This window comes from Acinetobacter sp. PC34, from assembly GCF_051789135.1.
Classification (GTDB): domain Bacteria; phylum Pseudomonadota; class Gammaproteobacteria; order Pseudomonadales; family Moraxellaceae; genus Acinetobacter; species Acinetobacter johnsonii.
The window spans coordinates 2,033,577-2,058,849 of sequence record NZ_CP196664.1 but is presented as its reverse complement, the minus strand read 5'-3'; the positions used below and the strand labels follow the sequence as shown (position 1 = coordinate 2,058,849).

The following is a 25,273-nucleotide window of genomic DNA, read 5'->3' as shown; positions in this document are numbered from 1 at the left end:
AATAAGCCAGAAATGTTATTTCATGCTGTAGTGAAATGCATTTTTCTTTTATAGTCAGTGACAAAGGACTGAATGTTGAAGGAAAAATGAAAAGTAACTTAACTGAGATTGTGGCTTTTTTAGAAAAGGAATTCCCGCAAAGTTTAGAAAAATGTCGTATCGAATCTGTCACTGAGCGCGCAGCAACAGTCGTGTATCAGGTAGATGAGCGCGATTTGAGACCGGGTGGGACGGTTTCAGGCCCAACCATGATGACTCTTGCAGACTATGCATTGTATATCGCCATTTTAGGGGAAATTGGGCTGGTCGGTTTAACCGTGACCACCAATTTATCGGTCAACTTTCTAAGTAAACCCGCAGCTTCAACAAATATCCGCGGTGAATGTAAGTTAATGAAAGTTGGCAAAGCATTGGTGGTTGGGGATGTGTGGTTGTATTCAGTGGGTAAGGATGAACCCATTGCACATGTGGTAGGAACTTATTCTATTCCACCCAAATCCTAAAAAATGTCTGAATAAAAAAGCCTGACGAATCAGGCTTTTTTTAAATTAGTTATTCACTAAAGGGGTTTCAACTTTAAAATTGAAAGGGGTGAGTACGGTTTTACGCAGTTCATTCGACAGTTCAGGGTAATCTAAAGTGTAGTGTAGACCACGCGATTCTTTACGCTCCATGGCACAGCGCACGATCATTTCAGAGACTAAAACTAAATTGCGCAGTTCAATCAGATTTTTGCTGACTTGGTAATCTTGGTAATACTCGGTAATTTCCCGCTTCAACATTTCAATGCGGTGTAGCGCACGTTCAAGACGTTTCGTAGTACGCACAATGCCGACGTAGTTCCACATGGTTTGACGGAGTTCATCCCAGTTTTGCAAAATCACCACATCTTCATCAGGATTCATCACTTGTGAGTCATCCCAAGATGGGGCAGTAGGAGATTGGTAAGTTATATCAAAACTTTTTTCGATGTGTTCTGCTGCACTCATGCCATACACAAAACACTCTAATAGTGAGTTACTGGCCATACGGTTGGCGCCATGCAAGCCAGTATATGAGGTTTCCCCAATCGCATAGAGGCCTGCAATGTCAGTTTGACTATGTTCATCAACCACCACACCGCCACAGGTATAGTGCGCAGCAGGAACAACAGGAATCATTTCCTTGGTAATGTCGATGCTGAGTTCAAGTAAGCGTGCGTACAGGGTTGGGAAATGTTCTTTAATGAAACTTTCGGGCTTATGGCTAATGTCGAGCCAAACGTGACGAATACCTAAACGTTTAATTTCATAGTCAATCGCTCGCGCCACAATGTCACGTGGAGCAAGTTCTGCACGTTCATCAAAGCGCAACATAAAGCGTTCGCCATCGGGTAAACGTAAATAAGCACCTTCACCACGCATTGCTTCGGTAATGAGGAAAGAGCGTGCTTGCGGGTGGTATAAACAGGTCGGGTGGAATTGGTTAAATTCCATATTGGCCACGCGGCAACCCGCACGAAACGCCATGGCAATACCATCGCCCGTTGCAATGTCTGGGTTCGAGGTATACAGATAGGCTTTCATGGCACCGCCACACGCCAGCGCGGTAAAGGGTGCTAAAAAGGTATGGACTTTTTCAGTCTTTTCATCGAGTGCATAGAGGCCTAATGCACGATTTTGTTCTTCTAAGCCCAGTTTTTGAGAGGTAATTAAATCGATGGCAATGTAATTCTCAAAAATGGTGATGTTATCTTTTTCAATCGCACGTTCCACTAAGGTAGTTGAAATGGCTCGACCTGTAGCATCTGCGGCATGAATAATACGGCGTTGAGAGTGTCCACCTTCACGTGTTAGATGCAACTGTTCTTGATCATCAAGGGTAAACTGCACGCCGTGTTTCAATAGAAAATCAACAGAAGGTTTACCACCTTCAACGGTTTGCTTTACGGCTTCGGTCTCGCACAAGTGAGCGCCCGCAATCATGGTGTCATCAATGTGCTGTTCGATGGAATCCGTTTCATCTAAAACAGCGGCAACGCCACCTTGCGCATAGAAGGTACTTGCATCGGTCAGGTTTGATTTTGCAAGAACAGCAATATTGAAATGTTGAGGCAACGATAAGGCTAAGCTCAGGCCTGCACCGCCACTTCCCACAATAATCACATCAAAATGATGTGTTGTGTTTAAATTAGACATGTCCATCAGCTAATTTGGAAAAAAGTTCGCTAATGACAGCGCTTTTTTCACGAAAAGGCAAGAGTAAAATCTCTACAATTGATGGGAAATATAAATAAAGAACGTATTTTTTAAGCAAATTTTAAGCTCTTGTTTATACAAACATAATAGAACATATTATTACCCAAGATAGACAAAGATTATGCTAAAAACGCTAATACATAAACTGATAACAAGCATATAGGTCAATACTTGATATGAAAAGTCGCGCGATACAAACTGGTTTTTTTGCTGTTGCATGCACAATGGCTACGGTGCAAACACAAGCAGCACCTGTTGATTTCTCAAACTTGGTTGAGCAAGTCAGCCCTGCGGTAGTGAGTGTAAATGTGGTTAAAAAGATGACTCAAGAAGAGTTATTGCAGCAGCAAATACCTGAGATTTTGAAGCGTTTTTTTGGTAATCAAGTCATTATTCCGCAGCAGCAAGCGCCGCAAGAAAAAACGGCTTATGGCAGCGCATTTTTTATTAGTAAAGATGGGTATTTACTGACAAACCACCACGTCGTAGAAGATGCATCGAAAGTCACGATTATGTTTAATGACCGTCGTGAACTGGATGCGACTGTGGTAGGTAGTGATGAACGAACTGATGTGGCCTTGCTTAAGGTGAATGGTACGAATTTTCCATCACTCCGCGCAGGCAATGTTGATCAACTGCGCGTAGGCGAACCTGTGCTTGCGATCGGTTCACCGTTTGGTTTTGATTACTCGGCTTCAGCGGGAATCGTGAGTGCGAAAATGCGTAATATGATGGGGGAGACATCGGTACCCTTCATTCAAACCGATGTGGCTCTCAACCCAGGAAACTCAGGTGGTCCGTTATTTAACCAGCAGGGTGAAGTGGTTGGAGTGAACTCGCGTATCTTCAGTGGTACGGGCGGTTATATGGGGCTGTCTTTCTCGATTCCCATTGATGTCGCAATGGATATTGCTGACCAACTTAAGAAAACAGGTAAAGTTACGCGCTCTTATTTAGGCTTCAATCTACAAGATCTAGATCGAAATTTGGCAGAGTCTTATAATTTGCCAAAACCTGAAGGTTCACTGATTACTAATGTTCAGCCAAATTCACCTGCGCAGAAAGCGGGACTAAAAGCAGGCGATATTATTTTAAAATTCAATGGAACGCCGATTTCACGTACCTCTGAGTTATTGAACTATTTAAATCGTACCATGCCAAATCAAACGGTACAGCTTGAAGTACTGCGTGATGATAAAAAGCGGAATATATCGGCAACATTAACTACTGCACCAGATGATACACCTGCAAAATCAGACACAGTCACACAAAGTAAAGGACCTGTCTTAGGTATTGCTATCCGAAATTTAGCACCTGCTGAATTGTCACAACTCAATGTGAAAGGTGGTGTGTTAATTCAAGAAGTGAAACGTGGCGGCGCAGCAGCACAGTCAGGTATGGCGGCTGGTGATGTGGTCACTCACATTAATAGTAAAGTCGTAAACGACACCAATGATTTTGTCCAAGCGGCATCTGAATTGAAAAAAGGTCAGGTTGCCCGCGTTGGAATCATCCGACAAGGCACACCAGCCATTTTAGGGATGCGCATCCAATAAGCGAAAAAAAACCACTCTTTGGAGTGGTTTTTTATTTTTTGCAATTTGATGATGTCTGTTATTTGCGTACACTTCCATCTTCATAAGGATATTTAGATTCAATAGAGTGTTTATGAGTAGTATTTTTGACTTAAGACTTCAGGTACAAGCAGAACATATCGACCAGTTAGGCCATGTGAATAATGTGGTTTATATGCATTGGATGCAGGATGTCGCAACAGCACATATTGATGCATTGGGTTTAGGCTTAAAAGAATATATCGAGTTAAAACATGCCATGGTCGCGGTTGAGCATCATGTGCAGTACCGAAAAGCTGCATTTAAAGAGGATGAAATAATCTTACGCACATGGTTTGACGATATAAACGCATTATATTCATCACGCCAATATGTGTTTTATAGACCCAAAGACAATAGCATTTTATTTGTTGCTCAAACCAAGTGGGCTTGCGTAGAGATTGAAACAGGACGTGCGAAACGTATGTCACCCAGTTTTACTCAAGCTTACCAACCGCTTGCAAAAGATGTGAATGCCCTAGATTTTTCAATGGATTATTCAAAAAGCCCAGTGAAAAGCGAAAACACGTAAAAAAGCGTCAGAGTTGTGAAAAGGAAGCGTATTAATATGGATACTTTAAAAAAACCATCTGTTATAATCCTTCGCAATTTCTATTCGGCTTTTGTTGTGCATCGAAATTTGTCTGCATAACGCTTCATTTTGTTCAAGGTAGCCCATGGCGCAAGCTAAAAAATCTGTTGATATTAAAAATATCCGTAATTTCAGTATTATTGCTCACATTTATGACTGACATTAAGAAGCTATAAGACACAACTAGACGCATTAAGCCATGAAACACAATAAAAGCCTTTAATTAGGCTTTTTTTATGCGTCACTATAAGACACAATGAAACACTAATGGAAACTATGAGCCAACCTAAATATGTACACAACCGTGTACATATTTAGCAATATGGCACAAGTTTGGCGGATCTAGTGTGTACATGGTGATATATGGCGATTTCAGAGGCTTGGCTAAAAGCTCAACTTGGTAAAGACAGAGAAAAAATAGAAGAGTTCGCCGATCGCGATGCTATGAGTGTTCGTATTACTCCGAAAGGTAAAATCGTCTTTCAGCTACGCTACAGGTATAACGGCAAGCAGCATCGGCTAGATCTTGGCTCATATCCAAATTTAACATTGAAAAATGCACGCGTAGAATCAGATCGTCTTAGAGCAGAACTTGAAAAAGGGCTTGATCCCAAACAGGTAAGATTGAAAGAGAAGGTGAGCATTAGAGATGCATACACACTAGAGACTTTGTTTTATGAATGGTATGAGAAATTCTGTGTACCCAATAAATCTAGTCATAATGAGATAAAGCGTTCTTTTGAGATATACGTGCTTCCAAATATTGGAAAGCAGAATAGTGATGATATAAGCGCATATCAGTGGCTTTCATTACTGGAGGATGTAGCAAAGAAATCACCTTCCATTTCTGCCCGTCTTTTGATTAATGCAAACCAGTGCCTCAAGTGGGGGCAGAAGCGCGGTTTAATCTCAGTCAATCACCTAATGAATGTTTCAGCCAAGCATGACCTGCGTATTGAAAAAGGCGTAAAAGAACGAGCGCTGAGTGACAAGGAAATCTATTTAACTTGGTATGCCCTAAAGCGAACCAAGATGACTTATAAAAATAAGCTGTTTCTAACACTCTTGATTATCTACGGCTGCCGCGTGGGTGAGCTTAAGCTTGCCAAAAAATCTCATTTTGATTTAAAAGAGATGATATGGACTGTTCCTCCTGAAAATCACAAAACAGGGAAGAAAAGTAAAAAGCCGATTTTAAGACCAATTACGGAAAACATTAAACCCTACTTGCTTGAAGCAATGGAATTCAGCCAAGGTTCTGATTACTTGTTTACAATTGATGGGACTACAAGGCCGCTAGGTGAGACATCCCATCTCACAATGCCAAACAACATTTTCCAATGGCTTAAGAGGCATAAAGGTGTTGATCTGGAGCACTGGTCTGTACATGATCTTCGCAGAACTATGCGTACCAATATGTCAACGATTGCACAGCCTCACGTTTGTGAAATCATGTTGGGGCATGCGCTTCCAAAGATATGGGGTACATACGATAAGCATGATTATTTATCTGAGCAGACTGAAGCGTACGAGAAGTGGGTGGATAGGCTGGAATCGATTTGGAAGAATGAAGCGCTAGATAACTAGCGCTTTTTTTTGTAGTGGCCACGACTCATACCAACCCAAAAGTTTGCCAGAATCATAGTTATTTCCTGCGCCTCTGCATTCAGAAAAGGGTTTGGGCATTGGGTTTTCATAAAGCTCACCATTCTGCCAACGGTTTAGAGTTCGCGACGACCTACCAAAAATTTCCTCTAAGTCAGGAGTTTTTAGTACTGGGCGTGAACAAAGCGCCTCTTTAATAGTCATTCCTTCAAACTTATTCATAATACCTCCTTCTTAATATCAATTAACTCAAACGGTAATTTGGTATCCAAGCCCTTGCATTCATCCTTATATCCAAAACTTACAAGGATGTGATAAAGGGCAGAGGCTTGCTCCGCCGTGAATGTTTTGGTTGTGCCTGATTGACCTATGACGAGTGGTGCAAATTCTTCGGCAAGTTCTTGGGCGATGTGTTGGAGGTTAGTCATTGACTGGCTCCTGTGCTTCGATCATGGCTTTGTAACCACTAATGCTTAAACTTGAAACTGGAGCAATTGCATTTTTCTGATAGGCAATTGACATTTTTAATGTTGGCTCTTTCGGCACCAAAACAAAACCTTCAGGAACAGCTTGGGCTTTGGCTGCTTGCCATGCTGACCATCCAAAATTGATGTTGTCCATAAATCTTGAAGATAGATAGTTGGAATGAAACGCATTGATTTCCGGCTTAAACACAAGATCTTCAAACTCATCCTGTTTTATGACTTCTTGTTCAAGCAATTTTGCTAAATAAAGATTCTTCTGTTTTTGAATTTCCATCACACTCTCCTGAGCAAACATCTGCGCAAAATCCTGATTTATGGTTGAAATTGCGCAAATAATTGCTCTAAATCTTTATTTAATCGCGTTTTAAGTATTGCGAATATCCATCACGCGACCTCATAGAAGCGCTTAGCTTCATCAAAATCAGAAGTAATTAACTCAACACCATCTTTGTAGCAGTGCACGATTTCACCGTACTTAAAAGCTTGTTCAGCCTGCTGCATGTTTTTGCACTGGTACATCGGTTCTTTAAACCAGTCTTCTGTATAAAACATTTGTTTCTGGTGTTCTTCGGTTGTACCTTCCCACTCTTGAACCTGAAAATACTCATCAAATGACTCAATCATGAACTCATTACCTTCAGCTTTAGTCATTGCTCTGTAGCGAGCCAAAGCACGTTCAGCAATTTCTTTTGATGCAGCAGGTGATTGCTCATGAGTACTATCATCTTCAGGACAGATTCCTATGCACCACAATTTATTATTTTCCATCACGCCACCTTCATTTCGATATAATTAGACTCTTGGTAATTCACGTATTCTTCATACAGTGACTGACAAGCTGCATTACCTGTTAAATCGTTTTTTACAAACACATAGCTCAGTGACTTCTTTGTGCCTTTGCCTGAGAATGTGCAACTTCCATCGGCCAGCACTTTCTTTACATAGCCCAGCAATTCAAGCCAAATCATGAAGGCAAGGGCATGCTTGTTTTTAATTCTGAAGATCATCGATACCCCCACGTATTAACAAAATTTTGAATGCAGTCCTCAATACCAAAGAGGTTGATATCTCTGTAAGTTCTTACCCGCCCGTTGTGCTGAATTAACAGCACACGGGTAATAGAAGAGTATGTATAGCTCATGCAATGGCTCTCCCTTGTCCTTGGGTGGAGTTGATGATGTGAGCTTTTACATTCTCAAAATGCTGGGCTTCAATGCCTAATAGGCTATCGATACCTTGATCTTCACAGAAGACAGCAACATCCATTTCAACCTCATTTAGCAGCTCTTGAAGTTCATCACGCTGAGCTTCATTAATGCCCTTAAAAGCAGGAGGGTTGTACCAACGCTTAGTCTCTGTATTGAACTGGCAATTCATTTCCTTGCCACGGGCTTTAATTGCACGCCACATTTCATTTACGTATTTATGTTCTGGTACCAATGACTCAGTTAATTGGTTCAAGTCACCTGCATGATTAGCTTCAGTACAAACTTGTTTACAGTGGTTAAAATCAGTAATGTTCTTCAGCTCTTCAACTTGTAACGGTGTCAACGTGTTGATGTGATCTTTGGCTTGTTTCAATAAGTCAGCCAGGAATGTAGGAGAGGCTGATAGCTCAGGCACATTCACTTGACCAGTACAGATTTCTGCGCCATCTTCATTCTTATGAATTCGACCTAAACGACCTGAGTTCTTTCCATGATGTGAATTAGAGGGGTTGAAATAGATCGTACGTAGATCATCTCCATTTTCATCAGTTGAAGCATGCAAGTAGCCCATAATGTCTGACATGCGATAGAGCATGCTGCTGTTCTTACCAGCTAGATCAGGACGTACAATCTTAGTTTTATCCTTACCAGATTCTTGCTCAACTGCATGGGCAATGAAAACGATATCTTTACCAAGATTCTCCCATTTGCGAACCATTTTCAAAAATAGGTTCCCAGCTAAACCTTGGGCCTTTAGCGTGAGGGATTTATCACGCTGTAGATTGTCAGTGTTTTTAGCGAGGTGGTCTTTAATCGCATCCAGCATCGCGCCGACAGTATCAGCAACAATTGTCTTAAAGCTGTTATAGAAATCATCTTTTAAGTTTTCAAGATCAAGCCAGCTATCAATACGAACAATGGTACCGCGACGAAGTTCAGCGGATACACGGTGTTGACCTTTATCAAAGTCGAAGATAACAGGCTTGTCAGCTGTATGAGCAATGGTACTTTTACCCATACCCGGATCTGTATAGAGATAGCATTTAATGCTTTCAACGATCAGGGTGTTTTCGGGTGTGAATACATGAACTCCCATGAGTAATTCCCCTTATGCCCAGAACAGTGAGCCTTTAGCTCGTTTATATGATTTTGGATAAGTGCGTGTAAGTGACTTCTGAAGACGAATAGCCATAGTTTTTCTTTGTTGGAAAGCACGTTCACGTTCAAAGTTTTCACGGATCCAAGGTTTAGCTGCATGAACCTCAAGCGTAATTAGCTGTTCGGTACCATCCTTATTCATTACATAAATATGGCGACCTTTTTCAAAGTAGGTTGAATGGCCTAGACGCATACGAATGTTGCCTTCGTCATCTTGGCTGATGAACTCAGAAAACTTTTGAGTAGAAGTAGTCATTAGCCTGCCTCCACTAAACGATGTTTTTCGATATAGCCTTTGATGAGGGCATTGAAGTTCTGATGGTCGATGTGGTTTGTGAAGTCGTTGTATGGATTGCCTAAGGCATCTGAAACGGTCACTTCATCAAGGCTGGTTACGTCTACAGCGGTGAATTCACTACCTGGTACGCCGTAGCTGTCTTCAAATGCTTCAACTTCAAAACGTGCAGTAACGCGGAAACCATCCAAACGAATAACAGCTTCGCCGTGGTTATCACCAGTCATACGTAATGCAAGGAGTTGATATTCAGAAGGTGCTACGTTGGCAACGATAGGTTGAGCAGCTTGCGGTGAGGTCTTAAACCCACAGCTAAGCACGCCTATTGGTAAGCGTCCGCTGAACCCCATGCCTATTTTTTAATTTGAGTTGGATTTCCAGCGATGTGGCAGTAATTCTTCTATTTGGGTCGCTTTATGTGTCGGCAGCCTTTTCAGCACATCACTTAAATAGGCATACGGATCCAGCCCATTCAGCTTTGCTGACTGGATTAAAGTCATGATATTGGCTGCTCGTTGACCACTGCGCAGCGAACCTGCAAATAGCCAGTTCTTTCGTCCCAAGGCCCAGGGGCGCATTGAGTTCTCTGCCCAGTTATTGTCAATGGGTAGATTGCCATCATCCAGATAGCGGCTTAAAGCTGGCCAACGCTTAAAACTGTAATTGATGGCCTTGGCGGTTGGAGAACTCGATGGCACCGTCAGATAATGTTGGTTGAGCCATTCATACAGTTGTTGCATCACCGGTTGGCTGTGCTGTTGTCGGTATTCGCGGCGGTGTTCTGCTGTACTATCGGTCTTTTTCCTGAGTTCTGCTTCTATCGCATACAGTTTCTGAATCATCAGTAATGCCTGTTCAGCGATCTGACTTTTCCCAGTCACATGTAGCTCATGGAATTTACGACGTGCATGCGCCATGCAGCCCACCTCAATGACCTGGCCTGATTTAAAGCGTGCTTTATAACCACTGTAATCGTCACAGACCAGATGACCCTGCCAGCCATTCAGGAACGCTTCAGCATGCTGACCTGAACGACTATCCTGAAAGTCATAGATCACTGCCTGAACTGGATTGTACTGTGTGGTGGCATAGGCCCAGACATAACCTTTCTTCGGTTTTTTCTCATTCTCACCCATCCGCATAATGGTGACCGGCGTTTCATCGGCATGGATCACCCGCTGTTGCAGCATCACCTGTTTTAAGGCATTGGCCAGAGGTTCCAGTTCTACACCGCAGCGACCAATCCAGTCAGATAACGTGGATCTGGACAGATCAATGCCCGCCCGCTGATAGATCAGGCGCTGACGGTACAGCGGCAAATGATCGGCATACTTCGATACCAGCACATGGCTGAGCAGTTCAGGACTGGCAATACCTTTATCAATCACATAGGCGGGCATCGCTTGCTGAGTCAGGGTGTCACACTGATCACAGACCCATTTGCCACGTACATGCTGTTCCTTATAGAACTGTGCCGGTCTGAAATGCAGTTTTTCACTGATATCTTCGCCGATACGACGTAACTGGCAGCCACAACTGCATTGGGTTGATGCAGGTTCATGCTCAATACGGATGGTGTGTAGATGATCGGGTAGCAGTCGACGTTTAGGTTTGTTGACTGTGGCTTTCTGTGTCGCTGCATCGGTTTTATCTGCATTTAATCGTTCTAATTCTAGATCAACGGCTGCAATATCTTCTTCGACCGCTTCATCCCAGAGATGGATTTGTTTTGCGGTGAGATGTTCGTTTTTACTGCCGAATTTGTGCTTTTTAAACAGCGCCAGTTCATGCTCGTATTTTTGATTGAGAATGGAAAGATGTTGGTTGCATGCTTCAAGATGCTGAACTTTGGTATCTAATTGTTGGTTATCTTCTGCGAGTTGTTGATGCTGCATTGCCAACTGTCTGGTAAATTCCAGCAGTTGTTCATGGGTCAGTTGGCTTAAGTCAGGCAGCGTATTCATGACCGCAGTATGCCTGAGGTCATGACGCAGAGGAAATAGAACGTTTGGAGAATAGCAGAATGTAGCAGCCTGGTTTAGAGCATCGTCACTACCTGCTGTTGTCCAATGCGCTGCCAGGGCAAACCCTGGATCAGTGCCTGTAACTGTTCCGGGCTGAGGGCTACGCTTTCACCCTGGTGAACTTTAGCCCAGTGAAATTTGCCCTGTTCCAGCCGCCGGGCACACAGCCAGATCCCCAGTCCATCATGCACCAGTACTTTCATGCGATGGCCACGTTTATTACAGAACAGGTAAGCACAATGCGGTTTGATGTAGCCAAAGGCTCTCACCACCTGAGCCATGGCCGTATCCATTCCTGCTCGCATGTCCATGGGCTGGGTAGACAACCAGATTTCATCGATACGGATCATGTTGCCAGTGCCTTGAGTAATTCTGCTAAAGCAGATATTTTTGATACTTGCCATTTCAAGCCAATTTCTGCTTTTGAGTGGGGTAAAGTAATTTGAACCGTTAATATGTCAGTAGGAGTAGGATCTAATGGTGCAGAGCAGGATAAGGCAATAAATGCAGGTTTATTCGGTAGTGGTGAGCGATCATTCCCTGGCTTAGCATCAATTAAGCGAATCCATTTGGATACAAGATTTGTATTCAATCCATGTTGCAAAGCGACCGAAGCAATTGAAACGTCCGGTGCTTTACAAGCCTGAACGATCTGCTGTTTAAATTCAGCACTGTATGTTCTTCGTTTTTTCGCAAGAGATGCGATGGATGTCTGGTTATTTGTAGTCATAAATTTTAGTCCCCACTTGTTTTTAAGTGGGGACTAAATTAAGGCTTATAGGATGAATTCATAAGGTGTGTTCAGCGGACGCTTACGCCTATTGTTACAACAGCTACACCAAGAGATATCTTGATGGTATTGAAAGGGGATAAGGTTTTGTTCATAATTGATCTCGCAGTTTCTGTAAAAGCACTCAAAGGGTTCGAAGTCTTGAGTGCTTTTTTAATGTCTGTGAGATAAATATAACTATAGTTATTTTTATAGTCAATAGAAAAGCAAATAAAATATATCTAAAGTTATATAAAATTATAGTTGTAAGAATTTTTATGTTTTAATAGACAAAAGAAAAACCACCGCTGGGGTGGGTTGATTAAGAGATATTTGACTTAAATTAAACTACAACTCCAAGTTTTGATAAGACCTGAGGCCAGTTACCACAATCTAGCGAGAACTTTTCACATATATTTGGAACTTTAAGGTTTCCTTTATGGGATTTCGCATCCCAATTAAACACAGGCGCTTTTTGCTCACACGTTAAAACACAAGCACCCGAGCCAAGATGATGGCTAAGACTAATAACATCCAAGTCAGCGTAATTATCTTTCTTAACATGATGGGAGTCAGAGGAGGCGGGGAACCTTAATAATTGTTTTTTAAGCTCTAGAGTAGAAGCCCCATGCTCATCTGATGTGATTTTTCGAACCGAAAATCTATCTAAGAAATTCTGAAAAATATCCTCATCATAATTATAATCAGAAATTTTTTGCTCTATTTCACTTAAGATAGAGTCACATATAAAGAATTTGACTGTATTAGCAAGCTTAAAGGAGTGCAAAACTCCCCATAATTGAGGAAAGACATCTTCAGGATATGTTCTGTAGCAAAAATCTAATACAGCATTTGTATCTAAACTAATTTTCATCATTATTAGAATACCTTTTGCTGTAATTCTTTAAACGCAGAAGGCTTAGATTTCTTGTGAAAACCCAGAATGTCTTTTGCAATATTTGATGATATTTGATCTTGCCACATTGCACTCATTACTTTCTCAACAAAACTATGCCCAAAATACTTGAGAACCATATTTTCTTTTTTTGAACCAAACCCACCGCCTTCTTTGGGTTTGATATAGTCAAGGTATTCATTTAGCTGATTTTGATTAATCAATCCTAATATTTTAAGCTGAATCGCAATTGCTGCTTTGCTCGCTTTCGTCTTTTTGCGAATAAGTAAAATATTATCTTCAAGATTTAAGGCTTTATTGAAAGACTCATTGACAATTTGTGGGGGAGCAACCACATAGCCAGCCACACGATCGCAGTATTTTTCTAATTTACTGTTAGACTCCAACAAGTGTCCATCAAAAACACTTTCACCTAAGCCTAAATGCACGATCTCATGAATTAATGTGAATAATTTTCTTGAAGGAGACTGGCCTGAGCTAAAAATAGCAATGACTGGAGCTGCATTAAAATATAGACACATGCCATCAGAACCAAACTTCTCTCGCCCTCGATCAATCACAATAACATCCTTGAGTTCTACAATATCCCTCCAGGCATTAAAATAATCATCAGAGTTTTTCGTTTTTTTGCTGTGACTATAAAAGCCAAAATATTCAACGATTAGTTTTGCATCTAGCTCTGGATTCTCACCTGTAAGCTGAAGATTAAACGATTGAACTTCCTCATCTAATGATTCAATAACAGATATATAGTTATCCCTTACCAAACAAAATTCTTGAACTAATGCATTTTCTTTATATTTATCTTCAGAAATATTAACCTGGTTTCTAAATTCAATTAATTCAGGATTATTTCGCTCATAAAAAAAATCATGAGTAGTTAAGTAAACCGTTGGTACATACAGTGCTTTTGCAATATTTTCTAGCTGACTAAGCTTAAAAACATTATTTTCTTCCAAGGCTTTATTAATTTTATTATTGGATATTCCTGTTAAATAGGCGAGCTCATCCGCTGACAAGCTCATGTCAGTCATATAGCGCTGAAGTGCTATGGGTGAGTGCTCAACCAATTGAATAGCCATTAATTCATAAAGCTCCAAATTACATAACTTAATTGTACTAGATTTAGTAAAGAAGAATAGTGTCGATAAATTTAAATTTTAAGAGCCGCATATAGCGGCTTTTATTTTTTAAATCTTTCTATATAAGCCAACAACTTTACCAATCAACTTACAACCATCTTCTAAAGCTATGGTTTTCTCCGACCACTCTGAGGTTAAAGGCTGTAAGTACACGGTCATTCTCCACCCGATCTGCTCAAAAGGACTGCGTCGGGTTCGCAGTTTTTATTCTTTTTCAAAGTCACTGATGACTTGCTTTATAAACATCCAGAGATAACCTAAACAAACTCATACCGGCCCAGCTTCGCAGTATTTAAAAGTTCTTCTTGATTACATAATTCTATTCTTGAAATAAAGTCTAAAGGCATAGTCAGTCTCTCAGCAGTAATGGTCTCGAAGTGAACCCATATTGCAGCATCTTGATTCTCGAAGCTAATACTTACAAGTTTGACCAGATCATAAGGCTCACTATCATGGAGTAAGACAATATTGTAGAAATGATCTGTGCGTACATATGAGATAAGCATTTCATGAATAGCAGTTTGTTCATCACTGCTTAGCTCGCTGTATTTACTCACCTCAATGTTATTGTATTCTTTACTCATTAATCATTCTCATTACGTGATTAAGCCGCATATAGCGGCTTTTTGTTAGCGTCGAATGCGCTTTACGACCTGTTTCCACCAGTACTGCCCTAATATGGTTATACCTTCTGATTCTATTCGGCTAGGGGAATAATATTCATCAGGAAATTGATTTTTATCAGGGTTTGCTGAGACAGCCTTAAAGCCTCCCTTACCTTCATCACTCCAATTAAACAAGTATTTAATTTTTGTATCATCCCCAACCTGAAAAGCATAAATTTCCCCGTCGTAAATGGTTCTAGCAGACATATCAATTGATATGGCCTGTCCATCTTTTAATTTAGGAAACATACTCTCGCCGCGGACATGGATTACCTTGGTTGCGGATGGTTGAACATTACATTCTTTAATTAGATCAACAGGGAATAGCATCTTATTGTTGCTTGGCTTTTCTAGATTTAAGTAACCATTTCCAGCACTCACAAAAACGTCGTCATAATAATCAATAGCTACGTATCCATCTGGAACGGGATCGCCAGATTGATAGATACTAACCTCCATCGCTGATATATCGGCATTGCTCTTTTCTGGAGTTGATTCACTACCAGTTGTTAACCATAGAGGGTCAACATTTAAAAAATTAGCAATCAGTGGAAGGAAAGATGATTTCAGATTTCGACCAGATTCTAAGGCTTGATATGCAGGCTGAGACATTTTCACAGCTTCCGCTACTTCTGCTTGGGTTTTCCCCGCACGCTTTCTTGACTGCTTAAGCCTGTCTTTTAATTCCATCTTTCAGAACCTCAAAATCTTAATAACAAATATATAACCTTGGTTATATGAGTTCAAATAGTTATAGTTATTGACTAAAAATAACTATAGTTATAATATTAGTTATATCTAGTGAGGATATAACTATGAGTAACACCACAAATAATATTTTCCAGTTGCTCGTAACCCATTTTGGTGGGCAGGAAAATACAGCAAAAGCCCTTGGGGTCAAACAACCAGCAGTGTCTGGCTGGGTGCGAGGCTCAAAAAGAATGTCTGAGATCGTTGCGATGAGAGCCCAGGCGGCGACAGATGGAAAATTCAAAGCGGTTGAGTTATGTCCATCTCTTAATGATTTCAAGCAATTGGCAATATAACCAATTATCACTTTGTCAAACCTTGAAAGAAACGTGAAACAAATAAAGGATTTCACAAATGCAAGAAATAACACTAAGCCGTGAAGCTCAAACGGCAATTTTTAAAATGATTAACCAGACAAAGGGAATTTCACCAAAGGAAATTGCTCAGGTCACTGGTGATTCGCATAACACGATTTGCAACTACGGCAACGTAGGGATGCCGAACCATTTACCGAGCTTAAAGAAGCTTGAAACCATCATGTTGTATACGCAGAACCCTGAAATTTTAAAGGTGTGGGCGCATCAGATGGGATACGCATTAGTACCAGTGGATTGTGACTCAAGCAAACATCATGAGCTATCGATCTTTGAAGCAATGATGCAACACAACATTAAGAGCGGGAAAGCAAACCGAGTTGTGTATGAGGCTTATGAGGATGGGGTGATTACACCAGCGGAATACGAAGAGATCCACCAGATTACCCAGGGCTTGATCGAGTTGATTACCGCAGTGGATCAGGCAGCACTTAAGCAAATGCAGAAGTACACAGCAAATGCTCAAAAAGAAAAAGCCTGATCGCAGAAATCAGGCTTTTCAATTCATTAATTATCGGAACCAATGAATATGAAAACAAATTTAGCACAACAAGCAATTCAAGACAATGCAAATAACGATTTCTTACAAGGGGATACGGTGGTGCTAATCGCTCCAGTGACTCTAGTGAATCGTACTTTTGATACAGGTGATTTACTTTCCGTTGAGTACATAACTTCGTTGGGTGGTATTGGCGTTACAACGAATGGTGTGATCGTTGTAGTTGTAGATCCAACAGAGGTTCGTCATGCAACAACATTGGAGCTGAAATTAAAACGCCGTCTCACTTTAGCTGAACAAGCCTTAGCGGAGGTTCCATGATTACCAACAAGGCCATTCAAAAGAAGCCTGAGCATAAGCAGGTGATGCAGCTTCAATCATGGTACGAGCCAGCACTTCGCACATTAGATGGATTGCTGGAGATCCGTAGGGCAAATCTTCGCAAGATCAAGGGTGATGAAAAGAATGCTGCAGTCACGCGAGATGAGTTTATGGAAACGTTGATCAATGAACATCATGTTTCAGTTTGGTATGCAGGTGAAATCATTTCAAGCCTGCATCGAGCAGGACAGATTTTTATGTTTGGGCGCTTTATTAAAAATATCGAAAAAGGGGATGCTGCATGAGTTTATTCAGCACTGGCCATGATGTTGTGGATCAGGTTGGTAGCGTTCACCTTGAAGGCAATATCTTGCCGACCAGTTGGTTTAGCACATTCGTTTTAGAGAGCGGAAAACCTGATTTAAACGCGATCGTTGTGCTTTCAGAAATCGTTTATTGGCATCGACCTACAGTGGTGCGTGATGAATATTCAGGCCAAGTTGTGCGCGTAAAAAAGAAGTTTAAATCTGATCTTTTGCAGCGTTCTTACCAGAGTTTTTCTGATCAATATGGCTTCTCAAAACAGCAAGTCAAAGAGGCATTTGATCGTCTCGAGAAATGTGGGGTGCTAAAACGTCACTTCCGAACAATTGAAGCTAACAATCAGAAATACAACAATGTTTTGTTTATTGAGCTCATTACACCTGTGCTTTTTGAAATGACCACCCTCCCACTTTCAAAAGGGGGAGGCTCCCCATTTGAAAAGGCAGACCCTCCCCATTTCAAAAAGGGGACAAATACAGAGACTACTACAGAGATTACTACAGATATAAACACACAACAGGAATTGCCTGAAAATTCAGCTCAGGATGATTCATGGAAACCTGATCAAAATTTCCTAAGCACAATTTTGCTTCAAACGAAATTCAGCCATCGCGTAAATGAAATTTTAACCATGCCTGATTTCCGGTTTCACTTGGGTAGTTTCAATGCGCACTGGGAAAACAAAATCTATCTCACCGAAAACCAAAAAACGAGAAAGTTCGCAGCTTGGTTGGTGCAGGAATTTGAGAAGCAAGTAACCAAGACAGAGCGTGAAGGAAGAAAACCAACACGCAAAAAATCTTCTGAAAAACCAAATAACCGCAACGTGAATGATCCTTGGGGTGAAGTTCAGAACTATGAACCAGCAACAGGTGATGTGGATACAAGGGGGCTCCTATGAACGCAATCGCACCGCTTAGTTTTGATATTCAGAAATCAACAGAATTTTGCCAGTTGCACCAGGCACAAATGGTTTCTTTCCGTGGTAAATCGTTCTGCAAGCAATGCTCAACGGAAGCGCTTAACAAAGCTCAAGCAGAACACCACAACGCCGTGAATGCCATGGTACGTGAAAAGCACTTCCAAGGCGCAAAACTTCCAACCCGTCATGCGAACAGTGGGTTCAAAGAATACTTGGTAGCGAATAGCGGTCAGCAAAATGCAAAAACTCAATGCGTCACATTTGTGAAAGATTTCACGAAGGGGATCAAGCGCAACTTAATCATGATTGGTCGCACCGGTACTGGGAAAACACACTTAGCTTGCGCCGTAGCTCGAAACATTCTCGAGACCCAAAAATATGCCCGCTATGTGACCTCTGAAGACATGGCCAATGAAATAGCGAATGCATGGACCAAGGCTGATGATAGTGAAGTAAACGCTGTTCATCGCTTCACTGAATACGATCTATTGATTCTTGATGAATATGGATTGCATGACCGCCATGAAAACCGTCTCCAGCTGGTGCACAAAGTTCTTTACTCACGTTATGACGCTGGCAAGCCAACCATGTTGATTTCAAACATGACAGCACATGAATTGGAACAAGACCTTGGTGATCGTCTCTGGTCTCGTTTTCAGCATGATGGGTTGGATGTGGTTGAGTGCAATTGGGCAGATGAACGTGTTGGGGGGGAAGCATGAAGCATCTAAGTACTCCAGTGAATCAGATTGCAATATTTGAACGTGTAATTCATGCGCTCAAGGCGATTGAAACTACCCCAATAGCAACGGTATCTGAGCTTCGCAAAACAGCATTAAGTGATCTCAGTTTAAGAACAGCACAGCGATACCTGAAGGGTTTAGAGCAAGCCGGGTATATCAAACGAAAAGATTCAGGTTTTACAGATGGATCACGATTCTTTTTAACGGATAAGGCAAAGCAGTTGTTTGAGGTGAAGGGATGAGCCGCATTCCATGTGAAGCCGACCTTATGAGTGCTGATGACAACACTTATGGAAATGCATTGGCACGTTGTAAAAGTGCTGCACAGGATTGCCCAGAGCTTGGCTTTTGTCGCTATGACGGTGAGTGCTTCAACAAGCTTACACATGAAGAGGCTGTTGAGCGTTTAGAAGTGCTTGAAAAGGAACTAGCTGAATATAAGACGAAATGCGCAAAACTGAATGCAAGGCATCTTCACTTAATTGCCAGCCTAAAAGCTTCCCTTGGTAGTGCAATAAAAGATGGGTCGGATGAGCGTGTATTTGCATACCGTTCATGCCTAGCAATGCTGGAGCGGGTACTTTGACTAGCAGCTACTCCATTGCTGAATACAAAAAGATGATCGGAGCGAATAAACCCAAAAGAGGATCTAAGCGCCCAAAAATAAAAGGTCAAAAAGTACAGAGTGAGGGTGAGGTGATATTGGCCAATGCTCTGAGAGCTTTAAAGATTGAGTTTGAACAGGAGTTTAAGTTTCACCCCTCACGTAAATGGAGAGCTGATTTCCATTTGAAGGGTAAAAAGATATTAGTCGAAGTGGAAGGTGGAATCTGGAGTAATGGCAGGCATACAAGGGGTAAAGGGTATTTAGGAGACTTAGAGAAATATAACGCAGCAACGATGATGGGTTATCAGGTTATACGGTTTAGCACTGAGCAAGTGAAAAGCGGCAAAGCGATTGAGCAAATTTTAAAATTAATAGGGTGATGGAATGGCAATGGTTAAGGTTTGGGACAAAGAGATAACAGGCAAGCTTTATGCGGTTGGAGATATTCATGGCTGCTACAACCTGCTCATGACTCGACTTAAAGAAATTGGCTTCGACTTTGAAAATGATTTGCTGGTTGCGGTTGGTGATCTGGTGGATCGTGGAACTCAGAACGAAGAATGCGTAAGTCTAATTGATGAGCCTTGGTTTACATCCGTAAAGGGTAATCATGAAGATTTGGTCATCATGGGTGATGTTAATCGCTCTTACTTCAATTGCCATATTCAAAATGGTGGTGAGTGGTTTTATGACCTGGATTATCAGGTGCAGCGCGAAATCATTAAAAAATTAAAAACTCTACCGATTGCTTTGGAGATTAATCACAAAGCTAGAAAATTTGGCTTTGTTCATGGCCATATCGAACAGAACAATTGGGATGAGTTTAAAAGCATTCTAAATAATTTTGATCAAGCTCAGCACATTATCAAAAAGGAACGCTTCCCTACTGAATTAGCAATGTGGGGTCGTGATCGACTGGATGAAGAAAACCAACAATACACCCATGTTTCAGGAGTTGATGCGGTAATCATGGGGCATACGGTTACTCAGAAGCCATGCAAGCGCGATAACTGCTACTGGATTGATACTGGTGCGGTTCACTGGGGAACCATGACAATTTTAGATTTGAGTTTGATTTGAGGGGATTTGGGATGAATGCAGTTATGGCAGATAAATTTGAACAATTTGAATGGTTGACTCATGGCATTACTGCGAAGTCACCAAACTTTGAGCCACAAGCTCATGGCACTGGGGAGAAACCTTTGAATTACGAAGATCGTTTAGGTTCCATTGCTACAATGGATACGCAGTTGGCGAAGTCGGTTACTTCATTAATTGTCTTTGATGGTAAGTGTGAAAGTGATTATGAATATGTGCGTATGCACCTGGTAAATATCATGCTTCAAAACGCCGTGGCTGATAAGAAACGGGAGCCTGAGCAAATCACCATGAATCATTTGGCTTACTTAATTGCACGCATGGTTATAGATTTCTCTTTAGATCCCCAGCTTGAGAATAACTTCACTGCTCAAGGACGTTTGTACTATGCGGGGATTAATACCATGCAAATGAATGTTGATAATTATCGGATGACATGGAAGCAATACGAAAAGCTAATGGTCATGGCGATCGAGTCAGCAATTAATGAAGCATCAAAATCAATAGAGTTGTATAAGAAAAATACTTACAAAGAATTAAAGGCATAGGTATTTCGTTTTTGCGAAGACTAAGCTATAGTTTCACTATACTGGTCGTATTACGGTTTATCCGAGACCAAGCTTTAAAAGCTCATCAAACGATGGGCTTTTTTTGACATTGTTTGTTCATGAAAATAAGCAATAATGAATTTTTGTTTTGAGCTTTAACTGAAATGGCAATTCTAACTGTCAAGAAATTAGATGATACTCTTAGTGAATTAGTAGTTAACGGCAAAAAACCTGAAAAGATTTTGTTGGGTTATAAAGCGTATGGCGAGCTAATGAATGATCGTAGCTTTTTTGAGGAAGTAGCAGGGTCGGCAATGGATCCAAACAAACGAAAATATAAAAATATTAAAATTAAGGTTACCCAAGACGAATACCAGTTTGAAGTGAAGTGTTCAAAAGAGTAGGTTTAAGCATCAAGGAAAGCTCGCCAAATGGTGGGCTTTTTATTGCCCTGAGAAATATTAGTGTAATCACACCAAGTTAAAATGCTTGATCATTGCTTGATTAACCAAGAAGAAATCTTTCTTAGTTCGACAAAATCACTGACATTATTTCGGTAATAAATATTCTAAATTTATGTTTTATAAGTAAAAGTAACTGACATTTCTTGCGACATGATTGCTTGATTGTCCAGGAGTAAAATCATGCTTAGATTACTGATGTGTTTATTCGGCCTACATGGTGCAATTGAGATCGATTACACGGTTGATGATGAAGAAATCAAAGTGTGTCGTGATTGTTTGAAAGAAGTTAAGTGAACCCTCGCCACTTCGGTGGCATTTGCCGAACGTATTACGGCACATAAACCCCGCTGAGATAACAAACTTGGCGGGGTTTTTTCTTTTCTTATTTGGTAGTGTTAAGAAAAAGGATCCTTTCTTATTTTCTTAAATTCTAGGGATACTAAAAGCAAAGCAATTGCTAATAATACTCCAATACCTAAAAAAAATATGTCTTTTGAGTAAATCCATAACCCAAGACAAGCAAGGATTAAGGTGATCAAGCAAACCATAATTATTATACATAAGGCCCTATTCATGAGATTTACCTCACACTAAAATCAAATTTTTGATACATTATCATAGAATTAATTAACTGTAATTAAACAAAAAATAATATTTTTAGTGTATCTAAATAAAATTGAGTAAAATTTCCCTTATTGGTGATCTTGTGTCAAACAGATGCTGGCGATAGATGGCATCATGATTAAGTTGAAAGAGCGGGTTAAGAATTTAAGAACAAGCCTGTACGATTAATTAACAAATAAACCACTCTTGTATAATTTCTTACATATCTATCCCTATAAATTGTGAGAAATGTATTCTTTTAGTGTTGATAATTTTTTTAATTGTGAGAGTATAAAAAAAGAACAATAAAGGGAGAAAAGTATGGCTTCACAAGATGTGCTTATAATCTCGGTTTCGGCCTTTGTCCTTACATTAATCATTTATGAGTTTGGGCAGATGTCGATGTTGTTTTAAACTAAACCACCTTCGGGTGGTTTTTTAATGGGCGAAATATATGAAAAGGCCACAACCACCAGAGCGACTTCTAAATATAGACCCTTTAAATAATGTTGATTTTGAGCCAGCAAAAGAGCTTGAAGAGTGGATTATCGATACTTTCATTTCCAGTGATGGAAAGCTCTATAACCCTGATCACGCACACATATCGCCGTGGCCTAGCACCTTATTTAAAGTTCTATGGGCATCTTCAGCATTCATCAAAGCTGACAGAGTTGTATTGGGCCAAACTGAAAAGTTTGCACCTATGGCGGGTGGATGGCGCAAGTTACGGCAAGAAAAACAGATGATTGATTGGTTTGGTTGTGTGCCTGACTTCATTATCACCATTGATGCAAAGTTCGCCTCACAGGCAAGTGATACAGAATTTTGCGCATTAATTGAGCATGAGCTTTACCACTTGGGTGCTAAGCGGGACGAAGATGGGAATTACTTAATTAGTCCTTCAACGGGTGAATATAAATACTATTTAAGACCACACGATGTCGAAGAGTTTCATGGTGTGGTTCAACGCTATGGTGCATCAGAAGATGTGCAGAAGATGGTAGACCTTGCTAATGATGGGCCAACAATTGGAAAAGCTAAAATTGCACATGCATGTGGTACCTGTCTTTTAAAATTGGCTTAAAATTTTTTGCCATTTTACTTGGACGTACTTGGACGGATTTGGATAAATGGCAAGACTTAATAAACGGGTGAAACTCTATATAGTTCGGTCATTAGCAACCTATGAGACACCTACTGAAACTGCTAAGGGCGTCCAAGAAGAATTTGGCATTACGGTAACGAAACAACAGTGTGAAGCATACGACCCAACCAAAAAGACTGGGCAGGATTTAAGCGAAGAATTCAAAAATGAATTTTATCGAATCCGAGAGGATATGAATAAGAACGTTAATTCAATTCCAATTGCAAATATTGCCTATCGCTTAAGGCGGCTTCAAAACTTTATAGATCATGATCGCTATAAAGATAACGCCGTTATTGTTCCTGATCTATTGGAGCAAGCTGCAAAAGAAGTGGGTGGGCTCTATACCAACCGTAAAGAAATTACAGGCGCTGATGGTGGACCTATAAAAACTGAGAATGAACAAACTCAACCCCCTATGTATACCCCTGAGCAGCTTGCTGGGATGTCAGCGCAGGAGCTATCTCGCTTAGCAATTAATGGCAAATTATGAGTTACGCAATTGAAGAAATAGCGCCCCTCATCAAAGAGTGGACGATTAGCACACGTTTGCCTGAAGTCATTGCTGAGATGACCAGACGTTACTATTACCGAGCAGTAATTGAGCAAAGCGAGCTCAGCATTCAGGCTGAGATATATAAGTGTAAGAATGATCCAGCACATTGGTTTAATCATTGGGTGTGGACCTACGATCCAAGGGGGATGCCTTTTGGATTACCGGCAAATATTCCGTTTGTACTTCGCCCTGGTCAAGTTGAATTGGTCGACTGGTTACTTGAGCGGGAAAGCACTCAAACTCATGGCCTCATTGAGAAGAGTCGTGATGAAGGTATGAGCTATGTTGTGCTGGGCTTCTACTTACATAGATGGTTATTTGTAGAGGGCTTTGCTGGCGGTGTGGGTAGTCGTAAAGAGGATCTGGTTGATAAGAAGGGCGATCCTAAAACCCTGTTGCATAAGTTCCGAGATATGTTCTCAAAACTTCCTGATTGGATGAAGCCGAAAAGTTTTGTCGAAAAGGTTCACGACAACTACATGCGTATTATCAATCCTGATAATGGCGCAACAGTTACGGGCGAGGCTGGAGATAATATTGGTCGTGGTGGACGTACCACGATGTACTTTCTTGATGAATGGGCATTCGTAGAGCGTCAAGAAGCTGTAGATGCAGCTATATCGCAGAACACAAACGTTCATATTAAGGGATCAACGCCAAACGGTATTGGTGACAAGTTTCACCAAGATCGGTTCAGCGGTCGTTATGCCGTGTTTACGATGGCGTGGCGTGACAACCCAGATAAAAACTGGACTGTCTCACTCCATGGGAAGTTGATTCATCCGTGGTATGAAAAGCAAATTGCGACGCTTGACGACATTGTATTAGCCCAAGAAGTTGATATTGACTATGCCGCTTCAGTTGAAGGTGTGTTGATTCCATCGGCATGGGTTGAAGCAGCTATAGATTCGCACATAAAACTCGATATACAGCCATCAGGTGAGCGTAATGGTGCACTTGATGTGGCAGATGAGGGTAAGGATAAGAACTCCTTTGCCTCGCGTCATGGCATTGTTCTGCAGTATTTGGATACCTGGTCAGGCATTGGCGATGACATCTTTGGCACCACTCAAAAGGCAATCGATATTTGCTTAGAGCAAAAACTGAATTTGTTCTTCTACGATGCTGATGGTTTGGGAGCTGGAGTTCGCGGCGATGCCCGAGTTATTAATGAGCAGAACAACGCAAAAGGAATTGATCAGATCCAAGCAGATCCGTTCAGGGGCTCGGGTGCAGTACATAACCCAGAACTTGAGATGGTAGAAGCTAGGAAGAATATCGATTTCTTCGCAAATCTAAAAGCTCAAATGTGGTGGAGTTTGCGCATGCGCTTCCAGAACACGTACAGAGCACTACAAGGCATGCAATACGATCCTGATGCACTTATCTCGCTATCGACTGAAGATTTGGATAAGCGCGAACTAGAGCAACTTAAGCGTGAGTTATCACAGCCGACCTACAGTAAAAACGGTGCTGGCAAAATCCTTGTAAATAAGCAACCCGATGGTGCCTTGTCACCTAACCGGGCTGATAGCGTCATGATCTGTTTTAGTGATATCAAACCACCTGCACGATTAAGACCAGGAGGTGGAGGTTCACGAAGTTTCTAAA

General features: G+C 41.1%; 35 protein-coding genes and 1 pseudogene. 20 read left to right on the top strand and 16 right to left on the bottom strand.

Annotated elements, in window-relative coordinates:
- Positions 1 to 86: 86 nt before the first annotated feature.
- Positions 87 to 503 carry a PaaI family thioesterase gene (locus ACSC9N_RS10060; RefSeq protein ID WP_010326437.1) on the top strand — a complete coding sequence of 139 codons (417 nt, stop codon included), beginning with the start codon at positions 87 to 89 and terminating at the stop codon, positions 501 to 503.
- 45 nt (positions 504 to 548) lie between these two features.
- On the opposite strand, the gene nadB is transcribed toward ACSC9N_RS10060, so the two are convergent.
- Complete coding sequence (nadB, locus tag ACSC9N_RS10055; protein WP_035330439.1) at positions 549 to 2,183, bottom strand: L-aspartate oxidase; 1,635 nt, start codon at positions 2,181 to 2,183, stop codon at positions 549 to 551.
- A 230-nt stretch (positions 2,184 to 2,413) separates the two neighbouring features.
- Between nadB and ACSC9N_RS10050 the strand changes: the two genes are divergently transcribed.
- The 4 genes and pseudogenes from ACSC9N_RS10050 to ACSC9N_RS10035 all read left to right on the top strand — a co-directional run bounded on the left by ACSC9N_RS10050 (position 2,414) and on the right by ACSC9N_RS10035 (position 6,029).
- A complete protein-coding gene (locus ACSC9N_RS10050) occupies positions 2,414 to 3,793 on the top strand; it encodes a Do family serine endopeptidase (RefSeq protein ID WP_010326439.1) in 1,380 nt (459 codons plus the stop codon).
- Positions 3,794 to 3,905: 112 nt separating this feature from the next.
- Complete coding sequence (locus ACSC9N_RS10045) at positions 3,906 to 4,382, top strand: acyl-CoA thioesterase (protein ID WP_010326440.1); 477 nt, start codon at positions 3,906 to 3,908, stop codon at positions 4,380 to 4,382.
- A gap of 145 nt (positions 4,383 to 4,527) precedes the next feature.
- Positions 4,528 to 4,593: pseudogene (locus ACSC9N_RS10040) on the top strand (hypothetical protein); the annotation flags it as partial.
- A 212-nt stretch (positions 4,594 to 4,805) separates the two neighbouring features.
- Positions 4,806 to 6,029 (top strand): tyrosine-type recombinase/integrase, encoded by a 1,224-nt coding sequence (locus ACSC9N_RS10035; RefSeq protein WP_395475232.1) that lies wholly within the window; start codon positions 4,806 to 4,808, stop codon positions 6,027 to 6,029.
- Here the strand turns inward: ACSC9N_RS10035 and ACSC9N_RS10030 are convergent.
- From ACSC9N_RS10030 to ACSC9N_RS09960, 15 genes are all read right to left on the bottom strand, one after another.
- Complete coding sequence (locus ACSC9N_RS10030) at positions 6,018 to 6,269, bottom strand: hypothetical protein (RefSeq protein ID WP_004693796.1); 252 nt, start codon at positions 6,267 to 6,269, stop codon at positions 6,018 to 6,020. The genes ACSC9N_RS10035 and ACSC9N_RS10030 overlap by 12 nt on opposite strands.
- A complete protein-coding gene (locus ACSC9N_RS10025) occupies positions 6,266 to 6,475 on the bottom strand; it encodes a hypothetical protein (RefSeq protein WP_062034653.1) in 210 nt (69 codons plus the stop codon). The genes ACSC9N_RS10030 and ACSC9N_RS10025 overlap by 4 nt, the downstream gene beginning before the upstream one ends.
- On the bottom strand, positions 6,468 to 6,806 hold the full coding sequence (locus ACSC9N_RS10020) for a hypothetical protein (RefSeq protein ID WP_395475231.1): 339 nt from the start codon (positions 6,804 to 6,806) through the stop codon (positions 6,468 to 6,470). Before ACSC9N_RS10020 ends, ACSC9N_RS10025 begins: the two co-directional genes overlap by 8 nt.
- Positions 6,807 to 6,916: 110 nt before the next feature.
- Positions 6,917 to 7,300: a hypothetical protein gene (locus ACSC9N_RS10015; RefSeq protein WP_004695858.1), complete on the bottom strand. Its 384-nt coding sequence runs from the start codon at positions 7,298 to 7,300 to the stop codon at positions 6,917 to 6,919.
- Positions 7,300 to 7,539, bottom strand: coding sequence for a hypothetical protein (locus tag ACSC9N_RS10010; RefSeq protein ID WP_395475230.1), 240 nt, complete (start codon positions 7,537 to 7,539; stop codon positions 7,300 to 7,302). The genes ACSC9N_RS10015 and ACSC9N_RS10010 overlap by 1 nt, the downstream gene beginning before the upstream one ends.
- 130 nt (positions 7,540 to 7,669) lie before the next feature.
- On the bottom strand, positions 7,670 to 8,836 hold the full coding sequence (locus ACSC9N_RS10005; protein ID WP_395475229.1) for an ATP-binding protein: 1,167 nt from the start codon (positions 8,834 to 8,836) through the stop codon (positions 7,670 to 7,672).
- A gap of 12 nt (positions 8,837 to 8,848) precedes the next feature.
- A complete protein-coding gene (locus ACSC9N_RS10000) occupies positions 8,849 to 9,154 on the bottom strand; it encodes a hypothetical protein (protein ID WP_395475228.1) in 306 nt (101 codons plus the stop codon).
- Positions 9,154 to 9,543 (bottom strand): hypothetical protein, encoded by a 390-nt coding sequence (locus ACSC9N_RS09995; RefSeq protein WP_439036030.1) that lies wholly within the window; start codon positions 9,541 to 9,543, stop codon positions 9,154 to 9,156. Before ACSC9N_RS09995 ends, ACSC9N_RS10000 begins: the two co-directional genes overlap by 1 nt.
- Positions 9,544 to 9,552: 9 nt before the next feature.
- Positions 9,553 to 11,157: an IS66 family transposase gene (tnpC, locus tag ACSC9N_RS09990; protein WP_004835366.1), complete on the bottom strand. Its 1,605-nt coding sequence runs from the start codon at positions 11,155 to 11,157 to the stop codon at positions 9,553 to 9,555.
- A gap of 74 nt (positions 11,158 to 11,231) precedes the next feature.
- On the bottom strand, positions 11,232 to 11,567 hold the full coding sequence (gene tnpB, locus ACSC9N_RS09985; protein ID WP_004282310.1) for an IS66 family insertion sequence element accessory protein TnpB: 336 nt from the start codon (positions 11,565 to 11,567) through the stop codon (positions 11,232 to 11,234).
- On the bottom strand, positions 11,564 to 11,947 hold the full coding sequence (gene tnpA / locus ACSC9N_RS09980) for an IS66-like element accessory protein TnpA (protein WP_098733097.1): 384 nt from the start codon (positions 11,945 to 11,947) through the stop codon (positions 11,564 to 11,566). Before tnpA ends, tnpB begins: the two co-directional genes overlap by 4 nt.
- Positions 11,948 to 12,329: 382 nt before the next feature.
- Entirely contained in the window at positions 12,330 to 12,863 is a 534-nt protein-coding gene (locus ACSC9N_RS09975; RefSeq protein ID WP_395475226.1) for a DUF4411 family protein, read from the bottom strand.
- A 2-nt stretch (positions 12,864 to 12,865) separates the two neighbouring features.
- Entirely contained in the window at positions 12,866 to 13,984 is a 1,119-nt protein-coding gene (locus ACSC9N_RS09970) for an XRE family transcriptional regulator (RefSeq protein ID WP_004695879.1), read from the bottom strand.
- Positions 13,985 to 14,301: 317 nt separating this feature from the next.
- Complete coding sequence (locus ACSC9N_RS09965; protein WP_125273660.1) at positions 14,302 to 14,628, bottom strand: hypothetical protein; 327 nt, start codon at positions 14,626 to 14,628, stop codon at positions 14,302 to 14,304.
- 45 nt (positions 14,629 to 14,673) lie between these two features.
- Positions 14,674 to 15,399 (bottom strand): XRE family transcriptional regulator, encoded by a 726-nt coding sequence (locus ACSC9N_RS09960; protein ID WP_348923447.1) that lies wholly within the window; start codon positions 15,397 to 15,399, stop codon positions 14,674 to 14,676.
- Between the two features lie 125 nt (positions 15,400 to 15,524).
- Between ACSC9N_RS09960 and ACSC9N_RS09955 the strand changes: the two genes are divergently transcribed.
- From ACSC9N_RS09955 to ACSC9N_RS09885, 15 genes are all read left to right on the top strand, one after another.
- Positions 15,525 to 15,755: a Cro/CI family transcriptional regulator gene (locus ACSC9N_RS09955; RefSeq protein ID WP_058952049.1), complete on the top strand. Its 231-nt coding sequence runs from the start codon at positions 15,525 to 15,527 to the stop codon at positions 15,753 to 15,755.
- Between the two features lie 58 nt (positions 15,756 to 15,813).
- The gene (locus ACSC9N_RS09950) at positions 15,814 to 16,314 is read left to right on the top strand and encodes a phage regulatory CII family protein (protein ID WP_058869369.1); all 501 of its coding nucleotides are present in this window, start codon (positions 15,814 to 15,816) and stop codon (positions 16,312 to 16,314) included.
- Positions 16,315 to 16,362: 48 nt separating this feature from the next.
- A complete protein-coding gene (locus tag ACSC9N_RS09945; RefSeq protein ID WP_395475225.1) occupies positions 16,363 to 16,653 on the top strand; it encodes a hypothetical protein in 291 nt (96 codons plus the stop codon).
- Positions 16,650 to 16,958, top strand: a complete 309-nt coding sequence (locus ACSC9N_RS09940; protein WP_395475224.1) for a hypothetical protein — start codon at positions 16,650 to 16,652, stop codon at positions 16,956 to 16,958. The genes ACSC9N_RS09945 and ACSC9N_RS09940 overlap by 4 nt, the downstream gene beginning before the upstream one ends.
- Positions 16,955 to 17,878: a hypothetical protein gene (locus ACSC9N_RS09935; RefSeq protein ID WP_395475223.1), complete on the top strand. Its 924-nt coding sequence runs from the start codon at positions 16,955 to 16,957 to the stop codon at positions 17,876 to 17,878. Before ACSC9N_RS09940 ends, ACSC9N_RS09935 begins: the two co-directional genes overlap by 4 nt.
- Positions 17,875 to 18,621 (top strand): ATP-binding protein, encoded by a 747-nt coding sequence (locus tag ACSC9N_RS09930; protein WP_419282886.1) that lies wholly within the window; start codon positions 17,875 to 17,877, stop codon positions 18,619 to 18,621. The genes ACSC9N_RS09935 and ACSC9N_RS09930 overlap by 4 nt, the downstream gene beginning before the upstream one ends.
- Positions 18,618 to 18,884, top strand: a complete 267-nt coding sequence (locus tag ACSC9N_RS09925) for a winged helix-turn-helix domain-containing protein (RefSeq protein WP_395475221.1) — start codon at positions 18,618 to 18,620, stop codon at positions 18,882 to 18,884. The genes ACSC9N_RS09930 and ACSC9N_RS09925 overlap by 4 nt, the downstream gene beginning before the upstream one ends.
- The gene (locus ACSC9N_RS09920; RefSeq protein WP_058869375.1) at positions 18,881 to 19,228 is read left to right on the top strand and encodes a hypothetical protein; all 348 of its coding nucleotides are present in this window, start codon (positions 18,881 to 18,883) and stop codon (positions 19,226 to 19,228) included. Before ACSC9N_RS09925 ends, ACSC9N_RS09920 begins: the two co-directional genes overlap by 4 nt.
- Positions 19,198 to 19,629 carry a DUF559 domain-containing protein gene (locus ACSC9N_RS09915; protein ID WP_395475220.1) on the top strand — a complete coding sequence of 144 codons (432 nt, stop codon included), beginning with the start codon at positions 19,198 to 19,200 and terminating at the stop codon, positions 19,627 to 19,629. The genes ACSC9N_RS09920 and ACSC9N_RS09915 overlap by 31 nt, the downstream gene beginning before the upstream one ends.
- Before the next feature lie 4 nt (positions 19,630 to 19,633).
- Complete coding sequence (locus ACSC9N_RS09910; protein WP_395475219.1) at positions 19,634 to 20,329, top strand: metallophosphoesterase; 696 nt, start codon at positions 19,634 to 19,636, stop codon at positions 20,327 to 20,329.
- Positions 20,330 to 20,340: 11 nt separating this feature from the next.
- The gene (locus ACSC9N_RS09905; protein ID WP_395475218.1) at positions 20,341 to 20,895 is read left to right on the top strand and encodes a hypothetical protein; all 555 of its coding nucleotides are present in this window, start codon (positions 20,341 to 20,343) and stop codon (positions 20,893 to 20,895) included.
- A gap of 164 nt (positions 20,896 to 21,059) precedes the next feature.
- Entirely contained in the window at positions 21,060 to 21,299 is a 240-nt protein-coding gene (locus ACSC9N_RS09900) for a hypothetical protein (RefSeq protein WP_004693409.1), read from the top strand.
- A 1,117-nt stretch (positions 21,300 to 22,416) separates the two neighbouring features.
- Entirely contained in the window at positions 22,417 to 23,046 is a 630-nt protein-coding gene (locus ACSC9N_RS09895; RefSeq protein ID WP_395475217.1) for a putative metallopeptidase, read from the top strand.
- A 46-nt stretch (positions 23,047 to 23,092) separates the two neighbouring features.
- Positions 23,093 to 23,599, top strand: a complete 507-nt coding sequence (locus ACSC9N_RS09890; protein ID WP_395475216.1) for a DUF2280 domain-containing protein — start codon at positions 23,093 to 23,095, stop codon at positions 23,597 to 23,599.
- Entirely contained in the window at positions 23,596 to 25,272 is a 1,677-nt protein-coding gene (locus ACSC9N_RS09885) for a terminase (RefSeq protein ID WP_395475215.1), read from the top strand. The genes ACSC9N_RS09890 and ACSC9N_RS09885 overlap by 4 nt, the downstream gene beginning before the upstream one ends.
- Position 25,273 lies beyond the last annotated feature (1 nt).